16 protein-coding genes are annotated in these 24,011 nt (G+C 66.4%); 10 read left to right on the top strand and 6 right to left on the bottom strand.

The features are described 5' to 3' along the window. The 6 genes from WG924_RS04200 to WG924_RS04175 all read left to right on the top strand — a co-directional run bounded on the left by WG924_RS04200 (position 1) and on the right by WG924_RS04175 (position 9,610). Positions 1-2,886: an ATP-binding cassette domain-containing protein gene (locus WG924_RS04200; RefSeq protein WP_345931771.1), complete on the top strand. Its 2,886-nt coding sequence runs from the start codon at positions 1-3 to the stop codon at positions 2,884-2,886. Positions 2,887-3,022: 136 nt separating this feature from the next. Next, positions 3,023-4,648, top strand: coding sequence for an acyl-CoA carboxylase subunit beta (locus WG924_RS04195; protein WP_345931770.1), 1,626 nt, complete (start codon positions 3,023-3,025; stop codon positions 4,646-4,648). A gap of 53 nt (positions 4,649-4,701) precedes the next feature. Further along, entirely contained in the window at positions 4,702-6,702 is a 2,001-nt protein-coding gene (locus tag WG924_RS04190; RefSeq protein ID WP_345931769.1) for an ATP-binding protein, read from the top strand. Between the two features lie 24 nt (positions 6,703-6,726). Continuing rightward, positions 6,727-7,863, top strand: coding sequence for an acyl-CoA dehydrogenase family protein (locus WG924_RS04185; protein ID WP_345932248.1), 1,137 nt, complete (start codon positions 6,727-6,729; stop codon positions 7,861-7,863). A gap of 78 nt (positions 7,864-7,941) precedes the next feature. After that, on the top strand, positions 7,942-8,607 hold the full coding sequence (locus tag WG924_RS04180; protein ID WP_345931768.1) for a glutathione S-transferase family protein: 666 nt from the start codon (positions 7,942-7,944) through the stop codon (positions 8,605-8,607). 133 nt (positions 8,608-8,740) lie between these two features. Continuing rightward, the gene (locus tag WG924_RS04175) at positions 8,741-9,610 is read left to right on the top strand and encodes a crotonase/enoyl-CoA hydratase family protein (protein ID WP_345931767.1); all 870 of its coding nucleotides are present in this window, start codon (positions 8,741-8,743) and stop codon (positions 9,608-9,610) included. Positions 9,611-9,627: 17 nt separating this feature from the next. On the opposite strand, the gene WG924_RS04170 is transcribed toward WG924_RS04175, so the two are convergent. From WG924_RS04170 to WG924_RS04145, 6 genes are all read right to left on the bottom strand, one after another. After that, a complete protein-coding gene (locus WG924_RS04170; RefSeq protein ID WP_345931766.1) occupies positions 9,628-10,182 on the bottom strand; it encodes a hypothetical protein in 555 nt (184 codons plus the stop codon). Between the two features lie 67 nt (positions 10,183-10,249). Then, complete coding sequence (gene cas6 / locus WG924_RS04165) at positions 10,250-11,188, bottom strand: CRISPR system precrRNA processing endoribonuclease RAMP protein Cas6 (RefSeq protein ID WP_345931765.1); 939 nt, start codon at positions 11,186-11,188, stop codon at positions 10,250-10,252. Beyond that, on the bottom strand, positions 11,185-13,710 hold the full coding sequence (locus WG924_RS04160) for a TIGR03986 family type III CRISPR-associated RAMP protein (RefSeq protein WP_345931764.1): 2,526 nt from the start codon (positions 13,708-13,710) through the stop codon (positions 11,185-11,187). Before WG924_RS04160 ends, cas6 begins: the two co-directional genes overlap by 4 nt. Next, the gene (locus tag WG924_RS04155) at positions 13,707-15,152 is read right to left on the bottom strand and encodes an RAMP superfamily CRISPR-associated protein (RefSeq protein WP_345931763.1); all 1,446 of its coding nucleotides are present in this window, start codon (positions 15,150-15,152) and stop codon (positions 13,707-13,709) included. Before WG924_RS04155 ends, WG924_RS04160 begins: the two co-directional genes overlap by 4 nt. Then, positions 15,145-16,962, bottom strand: coding sequence for an RAMP superfamily CRISPR-associated protein (locus WG924_RS04150; protein WP_345931762.1), 1,818 nt, complete (start codon positions 16,960-16,962; stop codon positions 15,145-15,147). Before WG924_RS04150 ends, WG924_RS04155 begins: the two co-directional genes overlap by 8 nt. Beyond that, positions 16,959-18,545, bottom strand: a complete 1,587-nt coding sequence (locus tag WG924_RS04145; RefSeq protein WP_345931761.1) for a hypothetical protein — start codon at positions 18,543-18,545, stop codon at positions 16,959-16,961. The genes WG924_RS04150 and WG924_RS04145 overlap by 4 nt, the downstream gene beginning before the upstream one ends. A 231-nt stretch (positions 18,546-18,776) precedes the next feature. Between WG924_RS04145 and WG924_RS04140 the strand changes: the two genes are divergently transcribed. From WG924_RS04140 to WG924_RS04125, 4 genes are all read left to right on the top strand, one after another. Then, positions 18,777-20,681 (top strand): hypothetical protein, encoded by a 1,905-nt coding sequence (locus WG924_RS04140; protein ID WP_345931760.1) that lies wholly within the window; start codon positions 18,777-18,779, stop codon positions 20,679-20,681. 375 nt (positions 20,682-21,056) lie between these two features. After that, positions 21,057-22,178: an NAD(P)-dependent oxidoreductase gene (locus WG924_RS04135; protein WP_345931759.1), complete on the top strand. Its 1,122-nt coding sequence runs from the start codon at positions 21,057-21,059 to the stop codon at positions 22,176-22,178. Next, positions 22,175-23,014 carry a class I SAM-dependent methyltransferase gene (locus WG924_RS04130; protein WP_345931758.1) on the top strand — a complete coding sequence of 280 codons (840 nt, stop codon included), beginning with the start codon at positions 22,175-22,177 and terminating at the stop codon, positions 23,012-23,014. Before WG924_RS04135 ends, WG924_RS04130 begins: the two co-directional genes overlap by 4 nt. Positions 23,015-23,048: 34 nt before the next feature. Beyond that, complete coding sequence (locus tag WG924_RS04125) at positions 23,049-23,861, top strand: class I SAM-dependent methyltransferase (RefSeq protein ID WP_345931757.1); 813 nt, start codon at positions 23,049-23,051, stop codon at positions 23,859-23,861. Positions 23,862-24,011 lie beyond the last annotated feature (150 nt).

Below are 24,011 nucleotides of genomic sequence, written 5' to 3'. Positions count from 1 at the left end.
GTGGAACAGCCGCCAGCCGCATCGCGCCCGACACCACGCGAGATCGCCGAACGGCCCCTGGTGCTGGATCAGCCCGGCGCCTGTTATCTGGTGATGGGCGGCCCGGTCGACCTGTTCGCGGTGTCGTCGGAGCGGCCGGCCGCCCGTATGACCGTGGGCCGGGTGGACAGCGGCGGCGTGCTGTTCGGCGCAGCCCCCTCGCTGCTCGGCGGCGAGCACCTGATCGCCGTCGGCGACGCCGTGACGATGATCTGGCAGATGCCCGAGACGCTGTGGCGCAACGGCGCCGGCGTGCCGGAAATGGCGGCCGGTATTGCCGGCTGGCTCGACGCCGTCGGCGGCGGACTGGCGGCGATGATCGAGCCCCGGCCCAGGCCCGACCTCGTGGTGACCGGCCACAAGGTGACCGGCCGCCGGCTTGCGGCGGGATCGGTGATCGGGGCCACCGCCGAGGCCGGCTGGGTGCGGCTGCGCGCCGGGGCCGGTGCGCTGTTCTGCGGCATCGAGCCGGTGTCGGGGCTGGTGCCGCTGCCCGCCGGCAGTTGGCTGACCCTCGATCGCGCGGCGCGCATCGACCTGCTGCCCTTCGCCGATGGCCTTGCCCGGACCGACTGGCCCGATGCCGTCACCGCCTGGGGTGCCACCGTCGCCGAGTTGCTGCCGATCCTGCGCGGGCTGGCCGAAGCGGATGAGTTGAACCGGGTCCGGGCCCGCGACCGGGCGGAGGCACAGGACCGCCGACAGACGGCCGAACGCTTCGCCGGCCTGCTTGGCAATACCGTGCCACCGCTGACCGACGCCGATGGCGGCGACGGGCTGTTCGACGTGTTGCGCCTGCTGGGCCGCGAACTGGACGTTCCCATACGCCGGCCGGGCACGGCGCGGCGCGCCCAGCTCGACCGGCTGCCGGATATCGAGCAGATCGCCCGCGCCTCCGGGCTGCTGCTGCGCCAGGTGGACCTGGCCGATGGCTGGTGGCAGACGGAGGCCGGCCTGCTGCTCGCCCGCCATGAGGGTCGGCCGGTGGGGCTGGTCTGGCGGGGCGGCCATTACGACATGCTCGACCACAGCGGCGCGCGGCGGCGGGTGACGGCCGCGATCGCGGCCGGGATGGCGGGCGAGGCCCACCAGATCTTGCAGCCCCTGCCCCAGACGACCGGTCTGGTCGAGATGATGGCGGCCAGCCTGCGCAAGGCGGGGCCGGACACGCTGGTCTTCCTGCTCTCCACCCTGATCGGCAGCGCCATCGGCCAGATCCTGCCGATCGCGACCGGGCTGGTTTTCGGCCTGCTGGTGCCGGCGGCACTCCGGGGCGCGCTGGTCCAGGTGGGCGTGCTGGTGCTGCTGGTGGCCGCTGCCGGCTATCTCACCCAACGCGCCTCCGAGATGGCGCGGGAGCGGGTCGCCATGCGCGGCGATGCCGGGTTGTTCGACCGGGCCTGGGCGCGGATCATCGCCCTGCCGCTGCCCTTCCTGCGGTCGCGCCCGGCCGCGATCACGGCCGCCCAGATGGGCGCCGGGCTCGGCAGCATCGCCGGCTTCCGTCAACTGCTCTATCTGAGTGGCGGCACAGCGGGGATGCTGCTCTCGTCCCTTGGCGTCATCGCCTGGCACAGCCCATTGCTGGCCGCACTCGCCGCCGGCCTCGCCGGCCTGCACGTCCTGATCGGGCTGCTTGCCGGCCAGGCTCAGGCCCGCGCCTATCGCAATGGCGAGGCGTTGATCGGCACCGCCGACGCCCAGGTGCTGCAGATGGTGGGGGCGATGGTCAAACTGCGCACGGCCGCCGCCGAGGAACGCGCCGTGCTGCGCTGGGCGGACCGGTTCGCCGAAATGCGTCGCCGCACGGTCCGGGCGCGGCGCATCGGCAATCTCTTCGAAAGCTGGCAGACGGCGTTTCCAATCCTCGCCACGGCGGCACTGTTCACGGTGATGCAGGGGCTGGCCGACGACACCGACGGCGCACCCACCCTGTCCATCGCCGCCATCGCCGCCGTGGCCACGGCCTTCGGGCTGATGGCCGGCGCGCTGTCGCAAACCTTGCGCGCCCTGCTCGGCGCCTGGATGATGCTGCCCGGCTGGCAGTTCGCCCGTCCGCTGCTGGAACGCCGGCCGGCGCTCACCGCCGCCCTCACCGATCCCGGTCCGCTTGCCGGCGACATCGCGTTCGCGGCGGTGGGCTTCGCCTATGACGGCGGCGCCCCGGTGCTCTCGGATATCTCGTTCAGGGTGGCACCAGGGCAGATGGTCGCGATCGTCGGCCCGTCGGGCAGCGGCAAATCGACCCTGGTGCGGCTGCTGCTGGGGTTGGAGACGCCGGGCGCCGGTGCCATCTATATCGACGGCCACGACCTGCGCACCCTGCACCCCACCGCCTGCCGACGACAGATCGGGCTCGTTCTCCAGGACGAGGCTCTGCCCCCCGGCTCGATCCTCGACATCGTCCGCGGCACTGCCAAAGCCACACCGGAACAGGTCTGGGCGGCGCTCGCCGCGGCCGCGCTGGATCAGGAGGTGGCGGCCATGCCCATGGGGCTGCACACCATGCTGCCCGATGCCACCCGCCTGCTCTCAGGCGGCCAGATCCAGCGCCTGGCCCTGGCCCGGGCCCTGCTTCAACGTCCGCCGGTTCTGATCCTCGACGAGCCGACCAGCGCCCTCGACGGCCCGACCCAGGCCCGGGTGATGCAGACCATCCATGCCCTGCCCGCCACCCGCCTGATCATCGCCCATCGCCTGTCGACCATCCGCGAGGCCGGGCTGATCCTGGTGCTGGATGGCGGCCGGATCGTGGAAGCCGGCAGGTATGACGAGCTGATGCAGCGGAAGGGCCGGTTCGTGCGCCTGATGGCGGGCGGTGACCCCTCGTCGGGCCGCAGCCACTGAACGCAAGACGCCCCGCATCGCCGCCGCTAGGCTGCATGACGGGCGGGGGTGTCTCCCCCACGCGGTCCTCCCTCCCCGGCCGGCCCTCGCCCCACCGTTCTTCGGACCCATAGGATCGTCAGAGGCGCCCCGGAACATGACGCAGATATCGTCCACCATCTCGACAGGAGCCGAGAGCTTCCAGGCGAACCGCCGCGACATGCTGGCGCAGATCGACCGGATGCGGAACCTGGAGGCTCGGACCCGCAAGGCGTCGGCGGCGTCGAAGCCGCGCTTCGAGAAGCGCCACCAGTTGCTGCCGCGCGAGCGCGTGGCGCTGCTGCTCGATCCGGGCACGCCGTTCATCGAGCTGTCGACACTGGCCGGCTATCTGATGGACAGCACCGATCCGGACAAGAGCACCCCCGGCGCCGGCGTGATCGCGGGCATCGGCTTCGTCTCGGGCGTGCGGGTGATGATCAATGCCTCCGACAGCGGCATCGATGCCGGAGCGCTTCAGCCGATGGGGCTGGCCAAGCAGTTGCGCGCCCAGGAACTGGCACTCGAAAACAAGCTGCCCTATGTGCAGCTTGTGGAAAGCGCTGGCGCCAATCTGATGAACTACCGCGTGGAGGATTTCGTCCATGGCGGCAGCATGTTCCGCAATCTGGCCCGGCTGTCGGCCGCCGGCCTGCCGGTGGTGACCGTCACCCATGGCTCGTCGACCGCCGGCGGCGCCTATCAGACCGGGTTGTCGGATTATATCGTGATGGTGCGCGACCGCACCCGCGCCTTCCTGGCCGGCCCGCCGCTGCTGAAGGCCGCCACCGGCGAGGTCGCGACCGAGGAAGAACTCGGCGGCGCGCTGATGCACACCACCATCTCAGGGCTTGGCGATTATCTGGCCGAGGATGACCGCCACGCCATCGCCATCGCCCGCGACATCGTGGCAGGCCTCGACTGGGATGCCGGCATCCCGGCACCGGCACCAGAGCGCGCGCCCGTGCCGCCGAAGCTGGACCCTGAGGAATTGCTGGGGGTGATGCCCCAGGATCATAAGCGACCGGTCGACATGAAGCAGGTCATCGCCCGCATCGTCGACGACAGCGATTTCCTGGAATTCGGCGAGCGTTATGGCGGGGCGACGGTCTGCGGCCATGCCCGGATCGAGGGCTTCGCCGTCGGCATCATCACCAATAACGGCCCGATCGACCCGGCCGGCGCCAACAAGGCCACCCATTTCATCCAGGCCTGCTGCCAGTCGGAAACCCCGATCATCTATCTGAACAACACCACCGGCTATATGGTCGGCCGCGCCTATGAAGAAGCGGGCATGATCAAGCACGGATCGAAGATGATCCAGGCGGTGACCAGCGCCACCGTGCCGCAGATCACCATCTATTGCGGCGCATCCTTCGGTGCCGGCAATTACGGCATGTGCGGTCGCGGCTTCAATCCGCGCTTCTGCTTCTCGTGGCCCAACGCCAAGACCGCGGTGATGGGCGGTGAACAGGCCGCCGGCACCATGGCGATCGTCACCGCCGCCGCCGCCAAGCGCAAGGGCATCGAGCCCGACGCCGAAAAGCTTCAGGCGCTTCAGGACCGGATCATCAACATCTTCGACAGCCAGATGAGCGTGTTCGCCACCAGCTCGCGCCTGCTCGACGATGGCGTGATCGATCCGCGCGACACCCGCGCCGTGCTGGCCGAGGTTCTGTCGATCTGCCGCGAGGCCGAGGCCCGCACACCCCGCCGGATGCAGTTCTCGGTCGCCCGGCCGTGACCACCGCTCCCGTCCCGTTCCGGACCAACAAGACAGAGGCCCAGCGCCCGGTCATGGCAAAGCTTTCCCCCTTCTCGACCATCCTTGTCGCCAATCGCGGCGAAATCGCCCGCCGGGTGATGCGCACCGCCCGCAAGCTGGGCTATCGCACGGTCGCGGTCTATTCCGACGCCGATGCCGGCGCCGCCCATGTCGCCGAGGCCGACCGCGCGGTGCATATCGGCGCCGCCGCGCCATCGGCATCCTATCTGCGGATCGAGGCGATCATCGCCGCCGCCAAAGCGGCCGGCGCCGATGCCATCCACCCCGGCTATGGTTTCCTGGCCGAGAATGCCGGTTTCGCCCGTGCCTGTGCCGAAGCCGGCATCGTGTTCATCGGCCCCTCGCCCGAGGCGATCGTCGCCATGGGCGACAAGGCCGGCGCCAAGCGGGTGATGGAGGCGGCCGGTGTGCCCTGCGTGCCCGGCTATCAGGGTGAGAACCAGGACGAGGCAACGCTGATCGCCGAGGCCGACCGCATCGGCTTTCCGGTGATGATCAAGGCCACCGCCGGCGGTGGTGGGCGCGGCATGCGGCTGGTCGAAGATGCGGCGAGCTTCCCTGAGCGGCTGCGCAGCGCCCGGTCGGAAGCCCAGAGCGCCTTCGGCAACCCGGATGTGATCATCGAGCGCGCGATCATCGCGCCGCGCCATGTCGAAATCCAGGTGATCGCCGATCGCCACGGCAACGTTCTGCATCTGGGCGAGCGCGACTGCTCGGTTCAGCGCCGCCACCAGAAGGTGATCGAGGAAGCGCCCTCGCCGGCGGTCGATGCCGATCTGCGCGCGCGGATGGGTGAGACCGCGGTTCAGGCGGCCCGCGCCATCGGCTATGAAGGCGCCGGCACGCTGGAATTCCTGCTCGATGCCCAGGGCCGGTTCTATTTCATGGAAATGAACACCCGGCTGCAGGTGGAGCATCCGGTGACCGAGGCGGTGACCGGGCTGGATCTGGTGGAATTGCAGCTCATCGCCGCATCGGGTGCCGCCCTGCCGATCACGCAGCAGCAGGTGCAGGTGCGCGGCCATGCGATCGAGGTGCGGCTGTGCGCGGAAGATCCCGCCCAGGGCTTCATGCCCCAGAGTGGCCGCTTCCGCGCCTGGGCGCCGACCGCGGCGCTCAGGGTCGATCATGCATTGGGCGGCGACCCGGAAATCTCGCCCTATTACGACTCGATGATCGCCAAGATCATCGCCCATGGCGAGACCCGCGAGGATGCCCGCCGCAAGCTGATCCACGGGCTTGAAGACACCATCGCCCTGGGCATCGCCACCAATCAGGCCTTCCTTGGCCGCTGTCTGGCCCATCCGGTGTTCGCAGCCGGCGGCGCGACCACCGCCTTCATCGGCGACCATGGCGACGAGCTGCTCGCGCGCGATGCGACGTCCGACCGCCGGGCGGCCGCCGCCGCCGCCCTGCTGCTGCACGGCATCGCCATCGACGGCCGCCCGGTCGCCGGGCGCAGCCTGACCCACACCCTGCCGGTGCCGGTGCTGTTCAAACTGGACGGCGCACCGGTCGGCGTCAGCATCAGCCGCAGCGGCCCCGGCACCTATGAGGCCGAGGTCGACGGCGCGGTGCTGACGCTGGCGCCCAGCGTTCTGACCCCGGAAACCGCGGACAGCGCCGGACGGCTGGTGGTGACCATCGACGGCACCGCCGAGAGCGTACATCTGGCCCGCGACGGCAATCATCTGTACCTGCATCTGGGCGGGCGCCCGGTGCGGATCGACGATCTGTCGTTCGAACCCGCCCATCGCGCCGGCGAGGCCGCGGGCGACGGCCGGATCAAGGCGGCGATGAATGGCCGGGTGGTGGCGGTTCTGGCCGCGATCGGCGATGTGGTCGACCAGGGCCAGCCGCTGGTGACGCTGGAGGCCATGAAGATGGAGCATGTCCACAAGGCCGACTGCACCGGCACCATCACCGCGATCACCGTATCCGAAGGTGATCAGGTCGCCTCCGGTCATGTCATGGTCGAGATCGAGGCCGCCGCACCCGCGGCCGCCGGCTGACCGGAGGATGAAGCCGTGAACACCTTGCGCTCGCCGTTTCTATCGGCCGACCATCTGGAATGGCAGGACACGCTGCGTCGCTGGGTCGCCCGCGAGATCACGCCCTTCGTGAACGAATGGGACGAGGCCGAGAGCTTCCCACGCGACCTCTATCGCAAGGCGGCGGAGATCGGGTTGCTGGGGCTCGGTTATCCGGAAGAGTATGGCGGCGTGCCGGCCGACCGGTTCATGGCGGTGATCGCCGGGCGGGAGCTGGCGCGCTGCGGCGCCGGCGGCGTGCCGGCCAGCCTGCTCAGCCATACCATCGGCAGCCCGCCAATCCTGAAGGCGGGGTCGGCGGACTTGAAGGCGCGGGTGCTGCCCGGCATTCTGGCGGGCGAGAAAATCTCGGCGCTGGCGATCACCGAGCCCAATGGCGGCTCGGACGTCGCCAGCATCCGCACCAAAGCCCGCCTGGATGGCGATCATTATGTGGTCAGCGGCGAGAAGACCTTCATCACCTCGGGCATGCGCGCCGATTACTATACGGTCGCGGTGCGCACCGGCGGCCCCGGCCGTGGCGGGATCAGCCTGCTGGTGGTCGAGGCCGACAGCCCCGGCTTTTCGCGCACGCCCTTGAAAAAGATGGGCTGGTGGTCGTCCGACACCGCCACGCTCCATTTCGACGAGGTGCGGGTGCCGGCCTGCAATCTGATCGGCGAGGAAGGCTCGGCCTTTCGCACCATCATGCTGAACTTCAACGATGAGCGCATCGCGCTCGCCACCACCGCCTGCGCCTTCGCCCGGGTCTGCGTGGACGAGGCGATCGCCTATGCGCGCGAGCGGGTGACCTTCGGGCAGCCGCTGGCACAGCATCAGGTCATCCGTCACAAGCTGGTCGACATGGCACAGCGTGTCGAGGTCACCGAGGCCTTCATCGAGCGGCTGGTCTGGTGTCTGGATCAGGGCGACAATCCGATTGCCCAGATCTGCATGGCAAAGAATCAGGCGACCCAGACCATGGCGCACTGTGCCTCGCAGGCCGTGCAGATTTTCGGCGGCGCGGGCTATATGCGCGGCACCACAGTGGAGCGGATCTATCGCGAGGTGAAGGTCAACGCCATTGGTGGTGGTGCCGAGGAAATCATGACGGATCTGGCCAGCCGGCAGATGGGGCTATAAACCTCTGTCTGGATACCCCACCGTTCCGGATGACACCGCCGGTGACACAAGAACACGACGCTGCGGGAGGCCACACCCTTGATCACGCTCTATCACTGCCACGATGCCCGTTCCTTCCGCCCGCTCTGGGCGCTGGAGGAACTGGGGCTCGAATACGAGCTGAAGATGCTGCCGTTTCCGCCACGGGTGTTCCAGAAGCCCTATCTGGAGATCAACCCGCTGGGCACCATCCCGACCATGCTCGATCAGGGCAAGCGGATGACCGAGTCGGCGGCGATCTGCCAGTATCTGGCGGCGCGCCATGGCCCGACGACGCTGGCCGTGGGTGTCGAGGAGCCGGATTTCGGCCCCTATCTGAACTTCCTGCATTTCGGCGAGGCGACGCTGACCTTCCCACAGACCCTGGTTCTGCGCTATGGCACCTTCGAGCCGGCCGAGCGCAAGCAGCCGCAGGTGGTTGAAGACTACACCAAATGGTTCCTGGCCCGGCTGCGGCTGGTGGAGCAGATCACCGGCGAGCAGGACTATATCTGCGCCGGCCGGTTCACCATGGCCGACATCTCGGTCGGCTACGCGCTGCTGCTGGCACAGAATATCGGCATCGGCCACCACCTGCCGCCGAATGTCCGCGCCTATTGGGACCGGCTGGCCGCGCGTGACGGCTATCAGCGCGCCCAGGCGGCCCAGAACACGGCGTCCGAAGACCAGGGTGTGGCGATCACCGCGGTCGGCCCCAAACCCTGAGGCGTGAGCCGCCACTGTCGAGGAACAGACTTGCGTGATCGCCCCCGGTCACGCAAGATTACCGTCAATCATTCAAACGTCTGATTGTTTTCCGACGTCACCTTCGCCCCAGCTTGCCCGAGGATGCGCCCCCATGGACGGCACCAGCCCCGCCACTCAGCCGCCCGCCGCCCTGCCCCCCGCCGCGCTGCCAGTCTTCTCCACCCTCGCCCTGCGGCTCGATGGTGGGGTGGCGTGGATCATCCTGAACCGGCCCGACAAGGCGAATGCGATGAGCGCGCCGATGTGGCCGGAGCTGAAGGCGGCGATGGCGTGGCTGGACGAAACCCCGGCGGCGCGGGTGGGCATTATCACCGGCGCCGGGCGCTATTTCACCGCCGGCATCGATCTGGCGATGCTGATCGAGATGAAGCAATCGGTGGCCGACCCCTGCGACGGCCGCCAGGGTGAGAAGCTGCGCCGCAAGATCCTTGAGATCCAGGACACGATCACCGCGATCGAACGCTGCCGCAAGCCGGTGATCGCGGCGGTGAACGGGCCGTGCATCGGCGGTGGCATCGACCTGATCACCGCCTGCTGCATGCGCTATTGCACCGAGGAGGCGTGGTTCTCGGTCAAGGAGGTCGATGTCGGCCTTGCCGCCGATGTCGGCACGCTTCAGCGTCTGCCCAAGGTGATCGGCGAGGGGCTGGCGCGTGAACTGGCCTATACCGCCCGCAAGGTCACCGCCGCCGAGGCCGCTGCCATGCATCTGGTCAACCGGGTCTATCCGGATGTCGACGCGCTGAACCAGGCTGTGGCCGCCATTGCCGCCGATATCGCATCCAAATCGCCACTGGCGGTGCGCGGCACCAAGGAGATGATCACCTATGTCCGCGACCACAGCGTTGCCGACGGGCTGAATTACATCGCCACCTGGAATGCCGCCATGCTGCTGTCGGACGATCTTACCGAAGCCCTGGCCGCGTTTCAGGAAAAGCGCCCCGCCCGCTTCAGGGATTGAACGTCGGGGATTGAACGTCAGGGATTGAGGGGCCGCCCGGCCAGCAGCGCCTCGGTGGCGAGCAGTGCCGTCCAGGCATCGAACAACGGGTGATGCGCCGCACCGTCGAACGGCACGGTGATGGCGTGGCGGGCCAGGAAATCGCGCACCGACAGCGGGTTTTCACCGGCCATCAGCAGCATGCTGGCCACGTCATGCAGCGGAAACGGCGCCTGGAACTGCCGCGCCGCCGGGTCCGCCTCGACACAGCGCCGGAACAGGCCGGATTCGACCGGTGACGCGCAATGCGCGACACAGATCAGGGTTTCGTCAGCCGCGGTCGCGTCGTCGACCTCAGACCGGTATGCCTGCCAGAAGGCCGCAAGCAGCGCGTCGTCGGTCGGGTGGGTGACCGCCACACCGGCCAGGGCGGGCAGAACGTGTTCCGCGACCCAGGGGTCGATGTCGCCATCGATCGGGCAGCGCGCGATGAACTGCCAGTCGGCGCCATGGGTATCGCGCACCACCATGCCAATGGCAAAGGGCGCGCCATACAGCCCGTTGGTTTCGGCATCGACCGACAAGATCCGCATCACACCTCACCCGCATCAGCCGCGCCGGCGCCGACCAGCCGCAAACCGCATGGATGACCGCACCCGATCAGCGATCATCGATCATCAGCCGGTAACGGCCAAGACCCAAAGCGGCATGGCTGCCGGCATGGGTCGCCTGCCCCACCACCAGCACCGGCAGCAATGCCGCCGGCACCTGGTGGATCACCAGCCGGCCGATCAGCCCGGCCATGGCAACGGCGGGGCGCTGGTCTTTGCCGGCCCGGCGCTGCCATGTGTGCATCCGGCAATCCGATGCATCCCAGATGGCCCCGGCCGATCGGCTGCGGACGCTGTCATGCGGCTCGTCGATCGCCACGCCGTGCCACAGGGCCAGGCCGTTGATCCGGCCGGCCAGCGCCCCCAGCAGCCCTTGCGGATCCTGCACCATCGCGCCGCCACGCCGCAGGGCCAGGGGGGTCAGCAAGTCCAGCGCCACCGATACCAGCCGATCGGGCGCCTGGCAGATCGCCGGCAGCGGGATACCGTCAGCATCCGACCACCCCATATAGCGGCCGATCACATCCAGCCCATCGGCCATGCCGGGGCGTGACAAGCCACCGCGCAGGCCGGCGACCAGCGCCGCCTGCACCTCATGCAGCCGCTCGGCCGCGGCACCCGCCAGCGATATCCGCACCAGCAGATCGCCATCCACCGCATCGACCGCGATCATCACCGGCTTCGGCACCGGCCGACCATCGCCCGCCATCCGCGCCTGATCGCGGAACAGCCAGTCCAGCGTGCAGGGTGGCTGCCACGGGCAAGGTTCCTCGCGCCGCGCCTCGGCCGATGCCCCCTCCATCAGCCGCCAGCCGATGGCCCCGCGCACGGCATTGGCCACCGCCGGATCAGCCGCCGCCGCCCCATGCCCCCGCACCCGCACCGCCACCCAGCCCTCGCGCCAAAGGCCGGCGAAGGCGGCGATATCAGGCACGGTGGCGGTCACCGGCACGGGTGCGGCGGGCGGTGTCGCGGCAGGCGCGTTCATGGCTTGGTGGTCTCTTTATAGGGCAGGCGGATGGGCCGTGGTTTGGGTGTTGCCTTGTCCATGACCATCTCATCAACGGCCAGATCCATGCCGAGGAAGCGTTCGGGCCAGGTCGGGCCGCCATCCTTTCCGGTCGACAGCTTCGAGGCTTTCCGGAGCGCGTTGAAGTCTTTCAGGTCAGGATAGTTCATCCGACCGGCACCCGCGAGCGCCACCCCGATCTCCGGATCTGATGCCGCCAGGAACTCCTTGATGACCGTATTGGCGCCCAGTGCTTCACCCAGAAACGTCGTCATATGCGCGTCAAACGCCCTGAGAAACGGCGCCATGGATTGGCCACCCTCACCGGTCCAGCCTTCGCGGCTGCCAGATGACAACTCCCATGACGCGGGCGGCATCAACATCTCGTCCGCCCCGGCATCATGTCCCTTAAGCGTCAAGGCCAACGCTTTGACCCGCAACTGCCCGGCCCCGAACGGCTTGGCCCGGCCGATCATATGCCGATAGGGTTTCTCAGGATCACCGCCATGGGTCAGAACCCACAACAGCGCCCCCACCTCAACCGCCGTTACATTGTGCAGGCGTATGTCGCTGGTGAAGATCAGATCCTCACCATCCGTCTTCGGGACCAGGAAGCGCAAATGCGAGATGACCTCCTTTGATATATTCTTCTGCTTTTTTTTCTCATGTCTTAATCTTTTTTCCAGAGCACTCTTGCTCTTCGCTTTCTGATCAGCCGGCGTTTGCGGAATATACCGCTTGCGTCCCGCCAGTTTGCTCAGAGGAGAAGAATAATCCTTGATCGTGCCGGACAGGTAGAAGGGCGCGAATGAGGCACGTGGCGCGCCCTGAACGGTTTCGATTGGATCGGATTTCAATGACGGCCAGATTTCGGCTGGCATGCCTGGCTGGAGATACGCCATACCGAAGGATACACGCCCCCGCCTCGCAATGTGTTCGGGCCGGGTCCGGCCATTCGCGCTGCTCAGAATATCTTTGGGTTCATACACATAGCCGAAGAGGGACTCGACAAGATCGAGTTGAAGTCTTTCCTCCTCATCCAGCCGCGGGCGCTCATGGCTGGATGTACGATCGCGGATGGTTCCAACGTCATGATCATGCGCAATTTTAAAGAAACGCGTGAGTCCCAGTTCGATACCGCCTTGTCGCTCGACATAGAAGACCGGGACACGGCCTCCATTATTCAAAGACGGTGCGAGGCTTGCCCATGAGCCATCCGGCACCCGCTTGTTCTTTGCCGGTTTGGTATTGATACGCTCAAATTGAGCCCAGTCTTCCTGCCTTACATCAAATTTTTCGAGTGCCTTTTCGCCAAAAAATACATACTCCCTCTCCTTTGGCTGCCCGGGCCTCCCTCTCTTTTTTTTCTGTCGCTCGTTATCTATATCCCTCAATTTCTGAACATCTATTTTAGCCGGTGATTTATTCGAGAAAATAAAATGCCCACTGCGACCAGTTTCATTAAGCACCCTCTCGTATAGCTTCGGAGCGCGATCTTGATCGACGCATTTAAAAGACCACTCCGGCGCCTTTGAGAAGTCGATGACCTTTCCATTCCTCTGTCCTGAAACCATACCGGAGGGATCGTTCGGAAGCTTCAGCGCCTGATATCGGTCCGCAACCGACATACTCAGCCACTCGGCCCACCTCTCGTGTCGATCGGCTTCTGACGTCAAGCTAACGGGTAGATCATGCACCATCACCGCCCCCCAGTCGCATGGGGTGATGGTGTAGGTCACGCTGCCGCCCGCGTCATTGCGCCTCAACCAGCCCGCCTTGATGTTCTTGGCGGCGAGGGGTGCGTCCGCTTCGTTTTCAGGTTTCGTCCGTGGATGCGTGAAGTCGCGAAGCCCGAACCGAAGATGACCGTCGATCTGAGCCAACCGGCTGTGAGCCACAATCTCGGTGGCCGCCCGGATCATTCCGCGCAGGCTGGCACCGGGAATGACAGCAGGGCCGTTGCTGCCAAGCCTGAGTGGCACCGCAACCTCGACGGTCTCACCAGGTTTGCCAACAACCTGTTCCGTCACCTCATCCCCGATCAGCAGCGGCGTTTCCACAGCCCAGGTGACGCGCAGGCATCCCGAGAAGCCACCTTCCACGGGCAGGTCAAGCGTAAGGTCGCTTATTTCAGGCGTTGCGACTCTTTCGTTCAACGCGACGAAACGGAACGGGGATCTCGCGAGCAAGGCTTCGTCGCCAGTGATATCGCGGGCTTCTTTTTCTTTCTTGCCCTTTAGCGCCCCAGTACCCTGTTTCACCTGCGGAATTTTAACATCACGGCGAACATCTCTTTTTGTCAAATTTGGTAAATAACTTTCCATTTCATCTAGTTTTTTAAATATGATATCATCATCAATACCAATTTTCCTGATTTTATCTCCAGTTCTCTCCAATATTCCATCAAGATCATCAGAAGATATGTTTCCATTATTTCGATAAATATCGCGGGCTTCAGCCTTCGCCTCGTCTTCGATGCGTTGAATTCTCGGATCAGTCATTTCCCGCTCTCCGCCGACGATGTCGCCTTGAACCACCCGAACCCCTTGCCTGTCCCATGCCCGAGCATGAGCCCATCATTATCGATGCTCTCGACCAGCCGATCGAACAGCGCGCGATCCTCGGCGGTCGCTTCGCCGATACCGCTGCGGCTGGCGAGGGTCAGGGTCAGGGTGAAGCGGGTGCCGATGAAGGTGTTGGTGGCGAACAGGCCGCCATCGATCGGCGCGCCCGAGAAGCGGTCGAGTTTCACGCTGGTGACATCCCATGCCGCCTTGGCGCTGACCTCGCGGACAGACAGTCGCAGCAAACCCCGGAAGCCCGACACGCCGAACAAGCGCTGCACGGGTGTCATCTTAAGGTTGGTGGAATAGACAGCGTCCCGGTCGTCCTCCGTCGCGTCTTTACCGCGCCGCAGTTCCTCCAGGGCCATGATCCATGCAGCACGGGCACGCAACACGCCGGCAACGGCGCTGCCCGGGATCAGCGGCGTCTTGCCGTCGAGGCTCTGGGCCGCCAACTGCGCCGCCTGTTCCTTCTCTGCACGGCCGATGCCCTGCGCCGGGCGCTTCCGGCCACGGCTGGCATCGATGCTGACGAACGGCCCCCGGCAATACAGCTTGAACGCCACCTCGCACCGGGCGTCCGGCGCATAACCCTCTGGCAGACCCACGATATCCTCGGTGCGGTCGAGCGCGCCTGTGTCTGGATTCAGGCAGTGATAGACGCCTTGGATGCTCTCCCCGACCAGACCCACCAGCCCGTCGCCATCCGCCTGCCCCCGGCCGATCTGGACGCCGTCGCGCCAGCGGGCAAGCAGGGGGAGGAGGTCGGAAAGATGGCGGTCCAGCGCCTGGCGATCACCACCCAGCAGGATCAACTGACAGCGGAATGTCAGGCCCGGCGGCAGCATTTCCTGATGGAACAGCCGGCCGGCATCGGCCGTGCCGCTTTTTGGATCGATGGCGGTGCGGCCGGCGACATAGGCATGGTCGTGCCGGCCGCTTGCCGCAGGGCCGCTGAGCGCCGCCGCATAGGGCGCGCCGTCATTGATCGGATGGGCGGGCTCAACCATGCTGGCGCCACCGACGATCATCGCCGCCATCAGATCGCCCTCGCCTGACGCCCCCAGATCGCGGGACCGGCCGAACAGGCGGTCGCGCGCGCCACCTTCCGCCAGATGACGCAGCATGCCCTTCAGGGTGGTGCCGGGAATCCAGGGCTTGCCCTTATGGTCGCGCAGGATGCCGGCAAAGGCTGGTTTGACCGTCGCGCCGTCGCGCTCGATTGGTGGCAGGACGCCGGGGATATCCTCGCCGCTGCCGACATGCAGCGGTGTCCGGTTGGTGAAATCCAGGGTCAGGACCAACCGCGCCGGATGGAGCATCGACAGAGTGTCGGATGGTCGCTCCTGGGGCCGCTCCGCTGTCGCGCTGTCAGACATGATAGAGCCCTTCCACCAATGCGTCATGGTCAACAAGGTTCAGCAGAATCTCGCCATAGCCATTGGCGGGCTGGAACGGACAGATTGTCCAGTCGGGCGCGCCGCCGGGCCGGCGGCAGACTGGCAGGCCAGTGTTGAGCCGGCGCTGGATATCCTTCGCCGTCGCATTCTCAATCAGGAACACCGAGCCCGGCTCGGTCAGGATAAACGGGTAATAGGTATGGGTGCCGAACGGCCGGTGGGCGAGTGCCTGATAGCCGCCGGCAAGGCGCTGGCGGGCATAATAATTGGCCAGCCGCGCGCCGGGCAGCACCTCGGCCCAGTATTCGGTATAGGCGGCATGGGTGGTCAGGGCGGTCTCGCCCGCAACCCGATCGCCCCAGGCCATCACCGCCGGTGTCACCAGGGTGATGGCCCATGGACCATCGCCCTCAGCCACGGCGCCCCTGCCGCGCAGCCGCACGGCTGACAGGCTGGTCACCCGGGTCATGTCGGCATGGGCGCCGTTATTGCCCACCCCGTCGAGCCCGGCCGCCACCATCGCCACCAGCCGCGCCCAGCATGCGGGGTCGGCATCGTTGCGCGCCATCTCGAACCGCCAGCGTCTGTGCTGTGTTGGATCGGAACCGATCAGATGCGACCGCGCCACCTCGCTGAACAGCAGCTTGTCGGCCGAGGTATGATCCGCGCCGATCTGGGTGTGGACCCGTTCCAGCCGGGGCATATCCGCGGACGGCAATCCGGCCTCATCTCGCGCCTCGCGCCAAGTCTTGTCCTTCCAGTCCATCATGAACTGAACCGGCTTGCGATCATGCAGAATGCCAACATGGCGGGAGGCACCCTCCGGCCAGCGCCCCGGCAGCAGCGCGTCACGGATCTCTCCATCCGCGCGGCTGACCAGCGACATCGGCAAGGGCAGATCATGGGCGGACTCCGCTGCCCCGCCATCGTCACCGCCCGGCTCGGTTTGTCGCCGCATGGGAAAGGCGTGGCTGATCCGGATCGCCGACAGGCTGTGCTCAATCGCCGGATCATCCAGACGGCACCCGCCGCGACGCAGCGCTTCGGCCAGCGCGCCCTTGATCACACCGCCGGGGATGACGGTCGCACCCTCGCGGATATTGTCGGCTGTGTGCCGGGTGTCGACCAGCAAGGGACGGTCGAGGGTGATGTCGAACACCACGCGGTCATCCACCGCATCGCCGTCCGCCGCCGGCGGAACCAGCGGCCGCGGTGTCGCCTCACCCAGCCGCGCCGATCCATCGGCAACCATGCCGAAGCCGGCGGATTTATACGAGCCGATCGCCGGCACCAATGCCCAGGCCCTGGCCAGTAGAGCGCGATCGCGGGCGATGTCTTCGGGCGTGCCGCGCAGCACCACATGGCCGCGAAAGACCACCTCCTGCCCGGGCGGCGCCACCAGTTCGATATCGGCCAAGGCACCGGCCGCGACGCTGCCGGTCGCCTCATCGATCCTGATCCGGGTCAGGTGATGCGCGCCATCGGCTGACGACCCGATATCCGTCACCAGATCGGCGAACAGAGCGGCCCCGCGCTGCGACGTCGCGCCGTCGGTCGGCGCGGCCCCGAACAACCGGGTGATGGTCTCGCTGTCGCAGATCCTATGGCGGGCCAGCGTCGCCATGCCGGCGCGCATCAACCCCTTGACCTGATCGGCGGGCACCACCGGCCGGCCGGCCGCATCGCGCAGGCTGCGGGCATCGATGCCGAAACTGCCCGCTTCGTTGCCCTGCATCAGAAACGGGCTGATCAGGCTGATCTCAATTGTTACGCGGCAACGGTGGGTCATGACACCGCTCCCGATGGACGATCGCAGACCGGCGGCATGGCGTTGACATAGTCCCCGAGTTCCGCCGCCAGCAGCAGGGACCGGATCTCGTCCCTGATCTGATCCGTCGGATCACCGGGCCAGATGTCGATCTCCTTTCGCTCCATTGCGGTTCGTCGACCGGGGTTGTCGAAATAGGCCGCGCATTGTGTCTCGTAATCATGCGGTGGCAGGCGCAACAGGCGATGGACCTGCGATGTCGGCAGCCCTTGCGGCCCGGTCAGCACGCGCAGGCGGTCGAACAGATCGCCCAGCTTGTTCCCAGGCAAGGACAAGTGCTTGTCGATCTCCGCGGCCATGTCTTCAGCGGCCGCAGGCAGGCGCGCGCGCAGATGCCGGTCCAGATCCTGTTCCGGCAGCGACAGGCTTTCAAAGGCGGCAATGCGCAACCGGTTCTCGGGCGCCGCCATGGCCTTCTTGGCGCCATTCGCCAGCGCCTCGGCGATCGACCGCGCCTGACGCACCGATGCCTTGCGGTCGCAGATCGCGATGCCCATGGCATGGGTCAGCGCATGGCCGCCAATCTTCCAATCGGCGCTGACCTCGAAGACCAGTTGCGCCAGCGGCAGCGCCAGCCATGCCGGCACGATCCAGGCGAATTCATCACCGCCCCACATCAGGGTCTCGAAGCGGTATTGTGGCTCCGCGGCGCCGTTCTTCTCTCTGGCATCGGTCTCCATGTGGACAACATATGGCAGTATTGCCTCATCGGCCGCGCGCGCTTTGAACCACGACATCACCGCGCTCAGCAGGGACTTGCGCAGGTCTTGAAGTTCCCGCGACATCCGGCCGGCGGCGTCATGCGCCGAACCGCTCGTCGCCAACTCATCTCGGATGGTGCCGAACTTGTTGCCATCGGCATAGATGATCGCGATCTTGTTCTGCGCCGGTTGCGGCAGCCCGTTCGGCGGCTGATCGACCATGTGCTGGGTGGTGGTCACGACGTTATGGCCGGCCAGAGCCCCAGATCCGATCTGATCGCCATAGAAGCGGTGCCGTTGGCTGATGCCGAACTGCCGACGCACCTCTACCGAGACCGCAGCCGGTCGTTCCGGGCCGTCCCCATAGGCGAACATCTTGCCGGAATCGGCCGGCAGCACCCGGTTGAGACCATCCACCAGATTGATTTCGGGGTTAAAGGCCGGCAGCGGCAGGCTCCATGTCTGCATCTGTCGGGCGCGGTTGCAGGCGGTGGCGACATGTTCCGCCGCATCGATATCGTCACCATCGATCCTGGCAATATCGACCATGACACTCAGATAGCGCAGGGGCGACGGCGCGGGCGCCTGCCGCATCCACTGCTCGACCGCGTTGCGCCTTGCCTCCGCCGCTGCATCGTCATCGGCATCAAAGGTGAATACCGCCTGCGATGCCCCCTGATGTTTGAGTGTCAGCGATGTGAATTCGTCCCTTGCCCGACAGGCTAGCCAGTCAGCCGCGTCCAGCAGGGCCAGCCCGGATCCCCGGATCACCGAGAGATTCTGCGTGTCGTAAATCGTGTCGGCAAAGTTCACGCCTTCCAGGCGCAGGACATAGCAGGGCATCAGGCACTGAACCTTATTCGAGAAGAATGCGGCCTGTCATACAGCCGGAAAACACGTTACCGTTCGCCGACACACGGGACAAGCGCATATCATGCGGGAATATTTTCCACCCGTTATGCAACGCCATCGCAGGACGAGATCCGCATGACCGCCCACGAGACCCTTACCGCCCACAAGATCCGCACCGCCCTTGATCTGCCGATCTATCGCACGCTGGGTCGCGGCAAGCGGATGGTCCATGTCGTCGAAGGTCCGCTGGCACGGCGAGAAGACGTCATGGCGAAGCTCCCTGAGTTGCCGGCGGATACTGAACTCGTCTGTGTCTGGACGGAGAATGCGGCCGACACATCGAAGCGGGTCCGGTTCGATGCCTGGCATCCGAAAGCGGCACAGGACACGGCCGAGGCCTTCGTGGCGCGGTGTAAGGACCAGAAGCTCGATGTCTTGCTCGACGCATCGGGCAATCTGATCCACCTGAGCGCGTCTTCAGCAGATCCGGGTGACGGCGGCGCTCCGGGTAACGATGGCATCACCAACCTCGCCTCACGCTGGCTGGCGGCAATTCTTGGCGAGTTGCGGCCGCTGCTGGCCTGGGAAAGCCGGTTCGTCCAGGTCTTCGCCAGGGACGACGCAGCTTATCGTGACCGGCCTCTCCCCGCCCACGCGCTTGCCCATGGTTTTCGAACGCTGCAAGACAATGATGCCGAGACGCGGTCGGCATCGACCGACCACCTCGACAGCGCTTATCTTCTGCCCCATCTTCGGCAACTCTTTACAAAAGCACCTGAGACGCCCGCAGAAATCAAAGACATGTCTGATCGTGTCGGCATCTGGAGTTATGCGTGGACGCCGCCAGCCGGATATCAATTCACGATTGAACCCGCCAAGGGGGCCGAGCCAGTGACCGTGCCGTTGGCCCGACTGTTGGTTCACGTCTGTTTCGATGGCATCACGCTTCTTGAATGGGTGGTGCGGAAAGACCGCGTCGAGAATCCAGAAAGCAAGACACTGCTCGACATCTGCCTGGACGCACCTGACAAGACTGAGCCAGTTGTTACGTTGGCGGATCTGCTTTGGCTGAACACCATCCTGCGTTGCACCTATTCAACGTTCCTTGACTCGGGCAAGAATTGTGTCGTCACACTGACAGTCGACAAGCATAAGTCGGCACAGATGGAAACCTGCAATGGTCCTGCTTCGAACAAGGACACCGCGACCGGCTGGCTGGCCTTACTGGCCGCGCAAGCCGAACAACTGGTCGGCGCCCCGCTGGGCCGGCTGGTGCTCGACCAACGCGCCCGTGTTCAGACCAGCGCGATCCTCGCCGGCGAGCGCTCCGATCTCGAACCCGCGATCGAGCGCGAGGATCAATTGCTGGCGCGGCTTGCCGATGTCGAGGATGCCGGCGCCGGCTGGCCCTACAGCGCCGCTTTCGCCCGCGACGAACTGGAGCACCGCCGCTATGGCCGCTTCACCGACAGTGGCACGCATTTCACCATCGCCGATCACGCCTTCGCCCTGATGGCCTATGGCAAGTTCGGCTTCGAGAACGTGATCAGGCATATGCGCGGCCCCTATAACCGGCTGTGGCTGATCGCCCAGTTCTATGAGGCCTTTCTTCAGGTCACCGCCGGGCGCTTTGCCGCCTGCGATATGACAAAGCGCGATGCGCTCAACGCGGTGCGGGAAAGTTTCCTGCACTTCGCCGCCCGCCTTCATGCCGAGAAAGTGTCGAGCCAGCTTCAGGCCTGCGATCTGTTCAACCGGATGAGAGCGGCCCTGACACTGGACCAACGCCGCATCGAACTGGCCGAAGACCTCAACCGCGCGGTCAGCATCGCCGAGATAGCCGACAGCCGGCGCGCCACCGAGCGTCGCGAGGAATTCGCCCTGGTCGTGACCGCGGCGGCAGTAACGCTGGCGGGCTATGATCTGCTCGACAAGCTCTGTCTCGACGATGCCTCCGGCTGGGCCAAGATGGCCGGATTGGTCGTGTCACTGCTGTTCGGCGCGCTGATCGGCACCTGGGCCACCGGGGTTCTGCGCCATGAGAGCCTGTGCGGCATGGTCTGCCGCGGCGGGGTTCGGGGTATCGTGCGGCGGCTGTTGCGGCCATCGGAGGGCCGGCGCCCGTGATCCCCGGGCCGCGACCACAGACCAGTTTCTATCCTAAAAGTTCTTTCGTAAAACATCTTGCTACCATGGGTAGATAGAACTAGGGTCGTTACCAGACGGAATGGTGAGGCCTGACGGAACCTGTCGCAGGCCGGCTGTCCGATCAGAGGTCAGATCAGAACGGCAGACCCGGTGCCCCTGCGGCACCGGACCGGGGCGGTCATGTATCTGAGACCACAGGCCGAAAGCCCGGCGCGCGCATCCGCCCGGGATCGCGCGCAGGCGCCGCATCGGCGCATCCGGCCCGCCCCGGTCATGACAACGCGCACCTGCTTGAAGACGAGCACCGTGGACCTGCCACCGGCGCGGCGTCCGCGCAAGCCGAAGGGGTTGATCATGCCAGCGTCACCGAAGCACATCGCCATCCTGAAAGAGACCCGCGATGCCGACCGGCGGGTCATTCTGCTGCCCGACGCGGTCCGCCGCTTCGTGGCCGACGGGTTCGACGTTGCCGTCGAGCAGGGCGCCGGCGCCGGGCTCGATATCGGCGACCATGACTATCAGGCCGTGGGCGCCCGCATGGTCTCCACCGACGAGGCCTGGGGCCAGGGGCGGTTTCTGGTCAAATACCGCTATCCGGCGCAAGGCGAATGGCACCGTTTCCGGCCCGACACGCATCTCTGCGCCTGGTTCTATCCGGGCGAGACCCGCGCCCTGACCAATGAGCTGTGCCGGCGGAATGTCACTGCTTATACTTATGAGTTCTTCCGCACCGACAGCGGCCATTTCCCGCTGATGGGGCCCGACAGCGAGATATCCGGCCGGCTGGCGGTGATCGAGGGCGCCCATCTGCTGCTGAACACCGAAGGCGGCCGCGGCGTTCTGCTGGCCCATGTGCCGGGCGCGCGCCGGGCGCGTGTGCTGGTGATCGGCCATGGCAATGCCGGCGGCGCCGCCGCGCGCACCGCCGCCGCGCTTGGCGCCGAGGTGACGGTGCTGGGCCACCGGGTCGACACCCTGCGCCGTTTCGCGGCCGCCATGCCCGCCGATATCCGCTGCGAGATGAACACGCCCGAGGCGCTGGAACGGCTGGTGCCCGATGCCGATCTGGTGGTCGGCGCGATCCTGATCTCCACCTATGACACGCCGACCATGGTGGCGCCCGAGCTTGTCGCGCGCATGCGGCCGGGATCTGTGATCGTCGACGTCACCTGCGGCTATGGCAGCGGCTGGCTGCCATCGGCCAGCAAGGTGGCCCGCTATGGTGAGCCGGCGCAGGTTCATCACGGCGTGCTGCATGTGAAGAACGACGTGATGCCGATGGCCGTGCACCGCAGTTGTGCCGAGGCCAACAGCGCCAACATGACCCCTTATCTGCTGGCGCTGGGCAATGCCATCTTCAATCCCGCCCGCCCCGATCCGGTCTCGCAGGCCGGCAAATTCGTCGAGCGCGGCCGCGTGATCCACCCGGTGATCCTGCACGACTATGCCGTGCTGGACGGGCAGGCCGCGGAATGACTGTCTCGACCGCCGCAGCCGCACCCGCGGCATCGATCGATTATGCCGATCGCGCCGCGTTCTATGAGCTGGAATATGACGACCGCAACGACCTGCCCTTCCTGCTGGCACAGGTCGGACCCGAGGTGGGGTCGATCCTGGAAGCGCCCTGCGGGGTGGGACGGGTGACATTGCCACTGGCCGAAACCGGCCGATCGATCACCGCGCTGGATATCGAACTGGCGATGATCGAGCGGTTGACCGCGCGTGCCCGCACCATTGCCAATGGCGCCTTGATCGAGGGCGTGGTCGCCGATCTGCGCGCCGTGCGGCTGTGCCGGCGCTTCGATCTGGTGATGAGCCCGGCCGAGGGCGTGCAATTGTTCCTGGCCGATGACGATCTGACCCAGGCGGTGACCACCCTGGCCCGCCATGTCGATCGCGGCGGCCGCCTGCTGATCGATTGCGCCACATTCGACCGCCACGCCCCCGACGATATCGACGATCAGCCGGGGTATTTCAGCCCCGGTCTGGCCGATGGTGTCGAGATCCTGGAATGGCAGCGCCCGCTTCCCACCGGCGGGACCATGACCCGCTGGCGCACGCAATGGAATGACGGCCCGACCATGCGGTTCCGCTTCCGCTATGCGATCGACGACCATGGCGGCACGGATGGTGGCGGCGACACCAGCGGCGGCTTCGTCTCGACGCTGGAACTGCGCCGGCCCGACCCGGAGCGGATCATCGCCGCCGCCGGCGCCGCCGGCATGACGCTGGACCGGCTGGATGGCAGCCGCCGCGGCACGGCCTTCGACGACCACGCCCCGCGCATGGTCTTTCAGTTCCGGCGCGTCTGACCACGCGCCCGGCCGACCGCAAGGAGGTGATCCGATGAGCGAAACCGAAGCCCTGTCGGGCCGTCTGGACGACATCGGCCAGAGCTTCGACAACGAAACCGGGCTCATACGCACCCGCCAGCCCGCCACCCTGCCGGCCGATCCCGACCGGATCGCCTATTTCCGCCAGTATCTGGCCGATTATTTCAACGATGCCTTCGTGCCCGGCATGGGTGCCGAAGCCATCCTGGCTGCCCTGTCGGACCATGGCGGCACGGCCGCGGGCCGGCCCTGCCGCTGGCTGGATCTGGGCGCCGGCACATCGACCCTGTTCTGGTCGCTGGCGCTCGACGCCGTGCACGAGATCTGGGCCGCCGATGTGATCCCCGAAGCCCTGATCGTGCTCGACGGTTTCGCCCGCGCATCCCATGTCCCGCCCTGTTATGGCGATGTCATGACGATGCTGGGCCGGCCGCCGGACCATCTGGCGCGGATGCGGCGACGCATGGCCGGCTATCTGGTGTTCAACGCCCTGACCACCTGGCCGTCGGCGCTGGCCGGCGAACGCTTCGACCTGATCACCGCATTCGGCACCATCGGCATCATGCCCGATGCGGCAAGCCATGCCGCCTGCATCGCCGAAATCGCCCGGCATCTGGCGCCGGGGGGCCGCATCGTCGGGACAGACTGGATCCGCAGCCCGGCCTTCATCGCCCGCGATGGCCACGACAACCGCTATCTCGATCGCCCGGCGCTGGAATCCGCGGCCGCCACGGCGGGGCTGACGCTGCGCCATGGCATGAAACTGCCGATCCAGGGCGATCCGCTTTACGACCACATCCTGATCTGGGCCTTCGCGGCCGCGTGACGCCCGATCCGGGCGCATCATTCCCCCGACCGGACTGGACGCTGTGGCCGGGCGGCGGCCCCACCGCCCGGCCCCGACACCCCGGGGGGGGTGGCGGCCAATCCCGCCCCCGGGCTCAGCCCGGGAAGCGACCCGGGACCCTTGACGGGG

The sequence above is a fragment of the Tistrella arctica genome (assembly GCF_039630945.1).
Lineage (GTDB): Bacteria > Pseudomonadota > Alphaproteobacteria > Tistrellales > Tistrellaceae > Tistrella > Tistrella bauzanensis.
The sequence above is the reverse complement of the archived record's forward strand: the minus strand, read 5'-3'. Positions and strand labels throughout refer to the sequence as shown.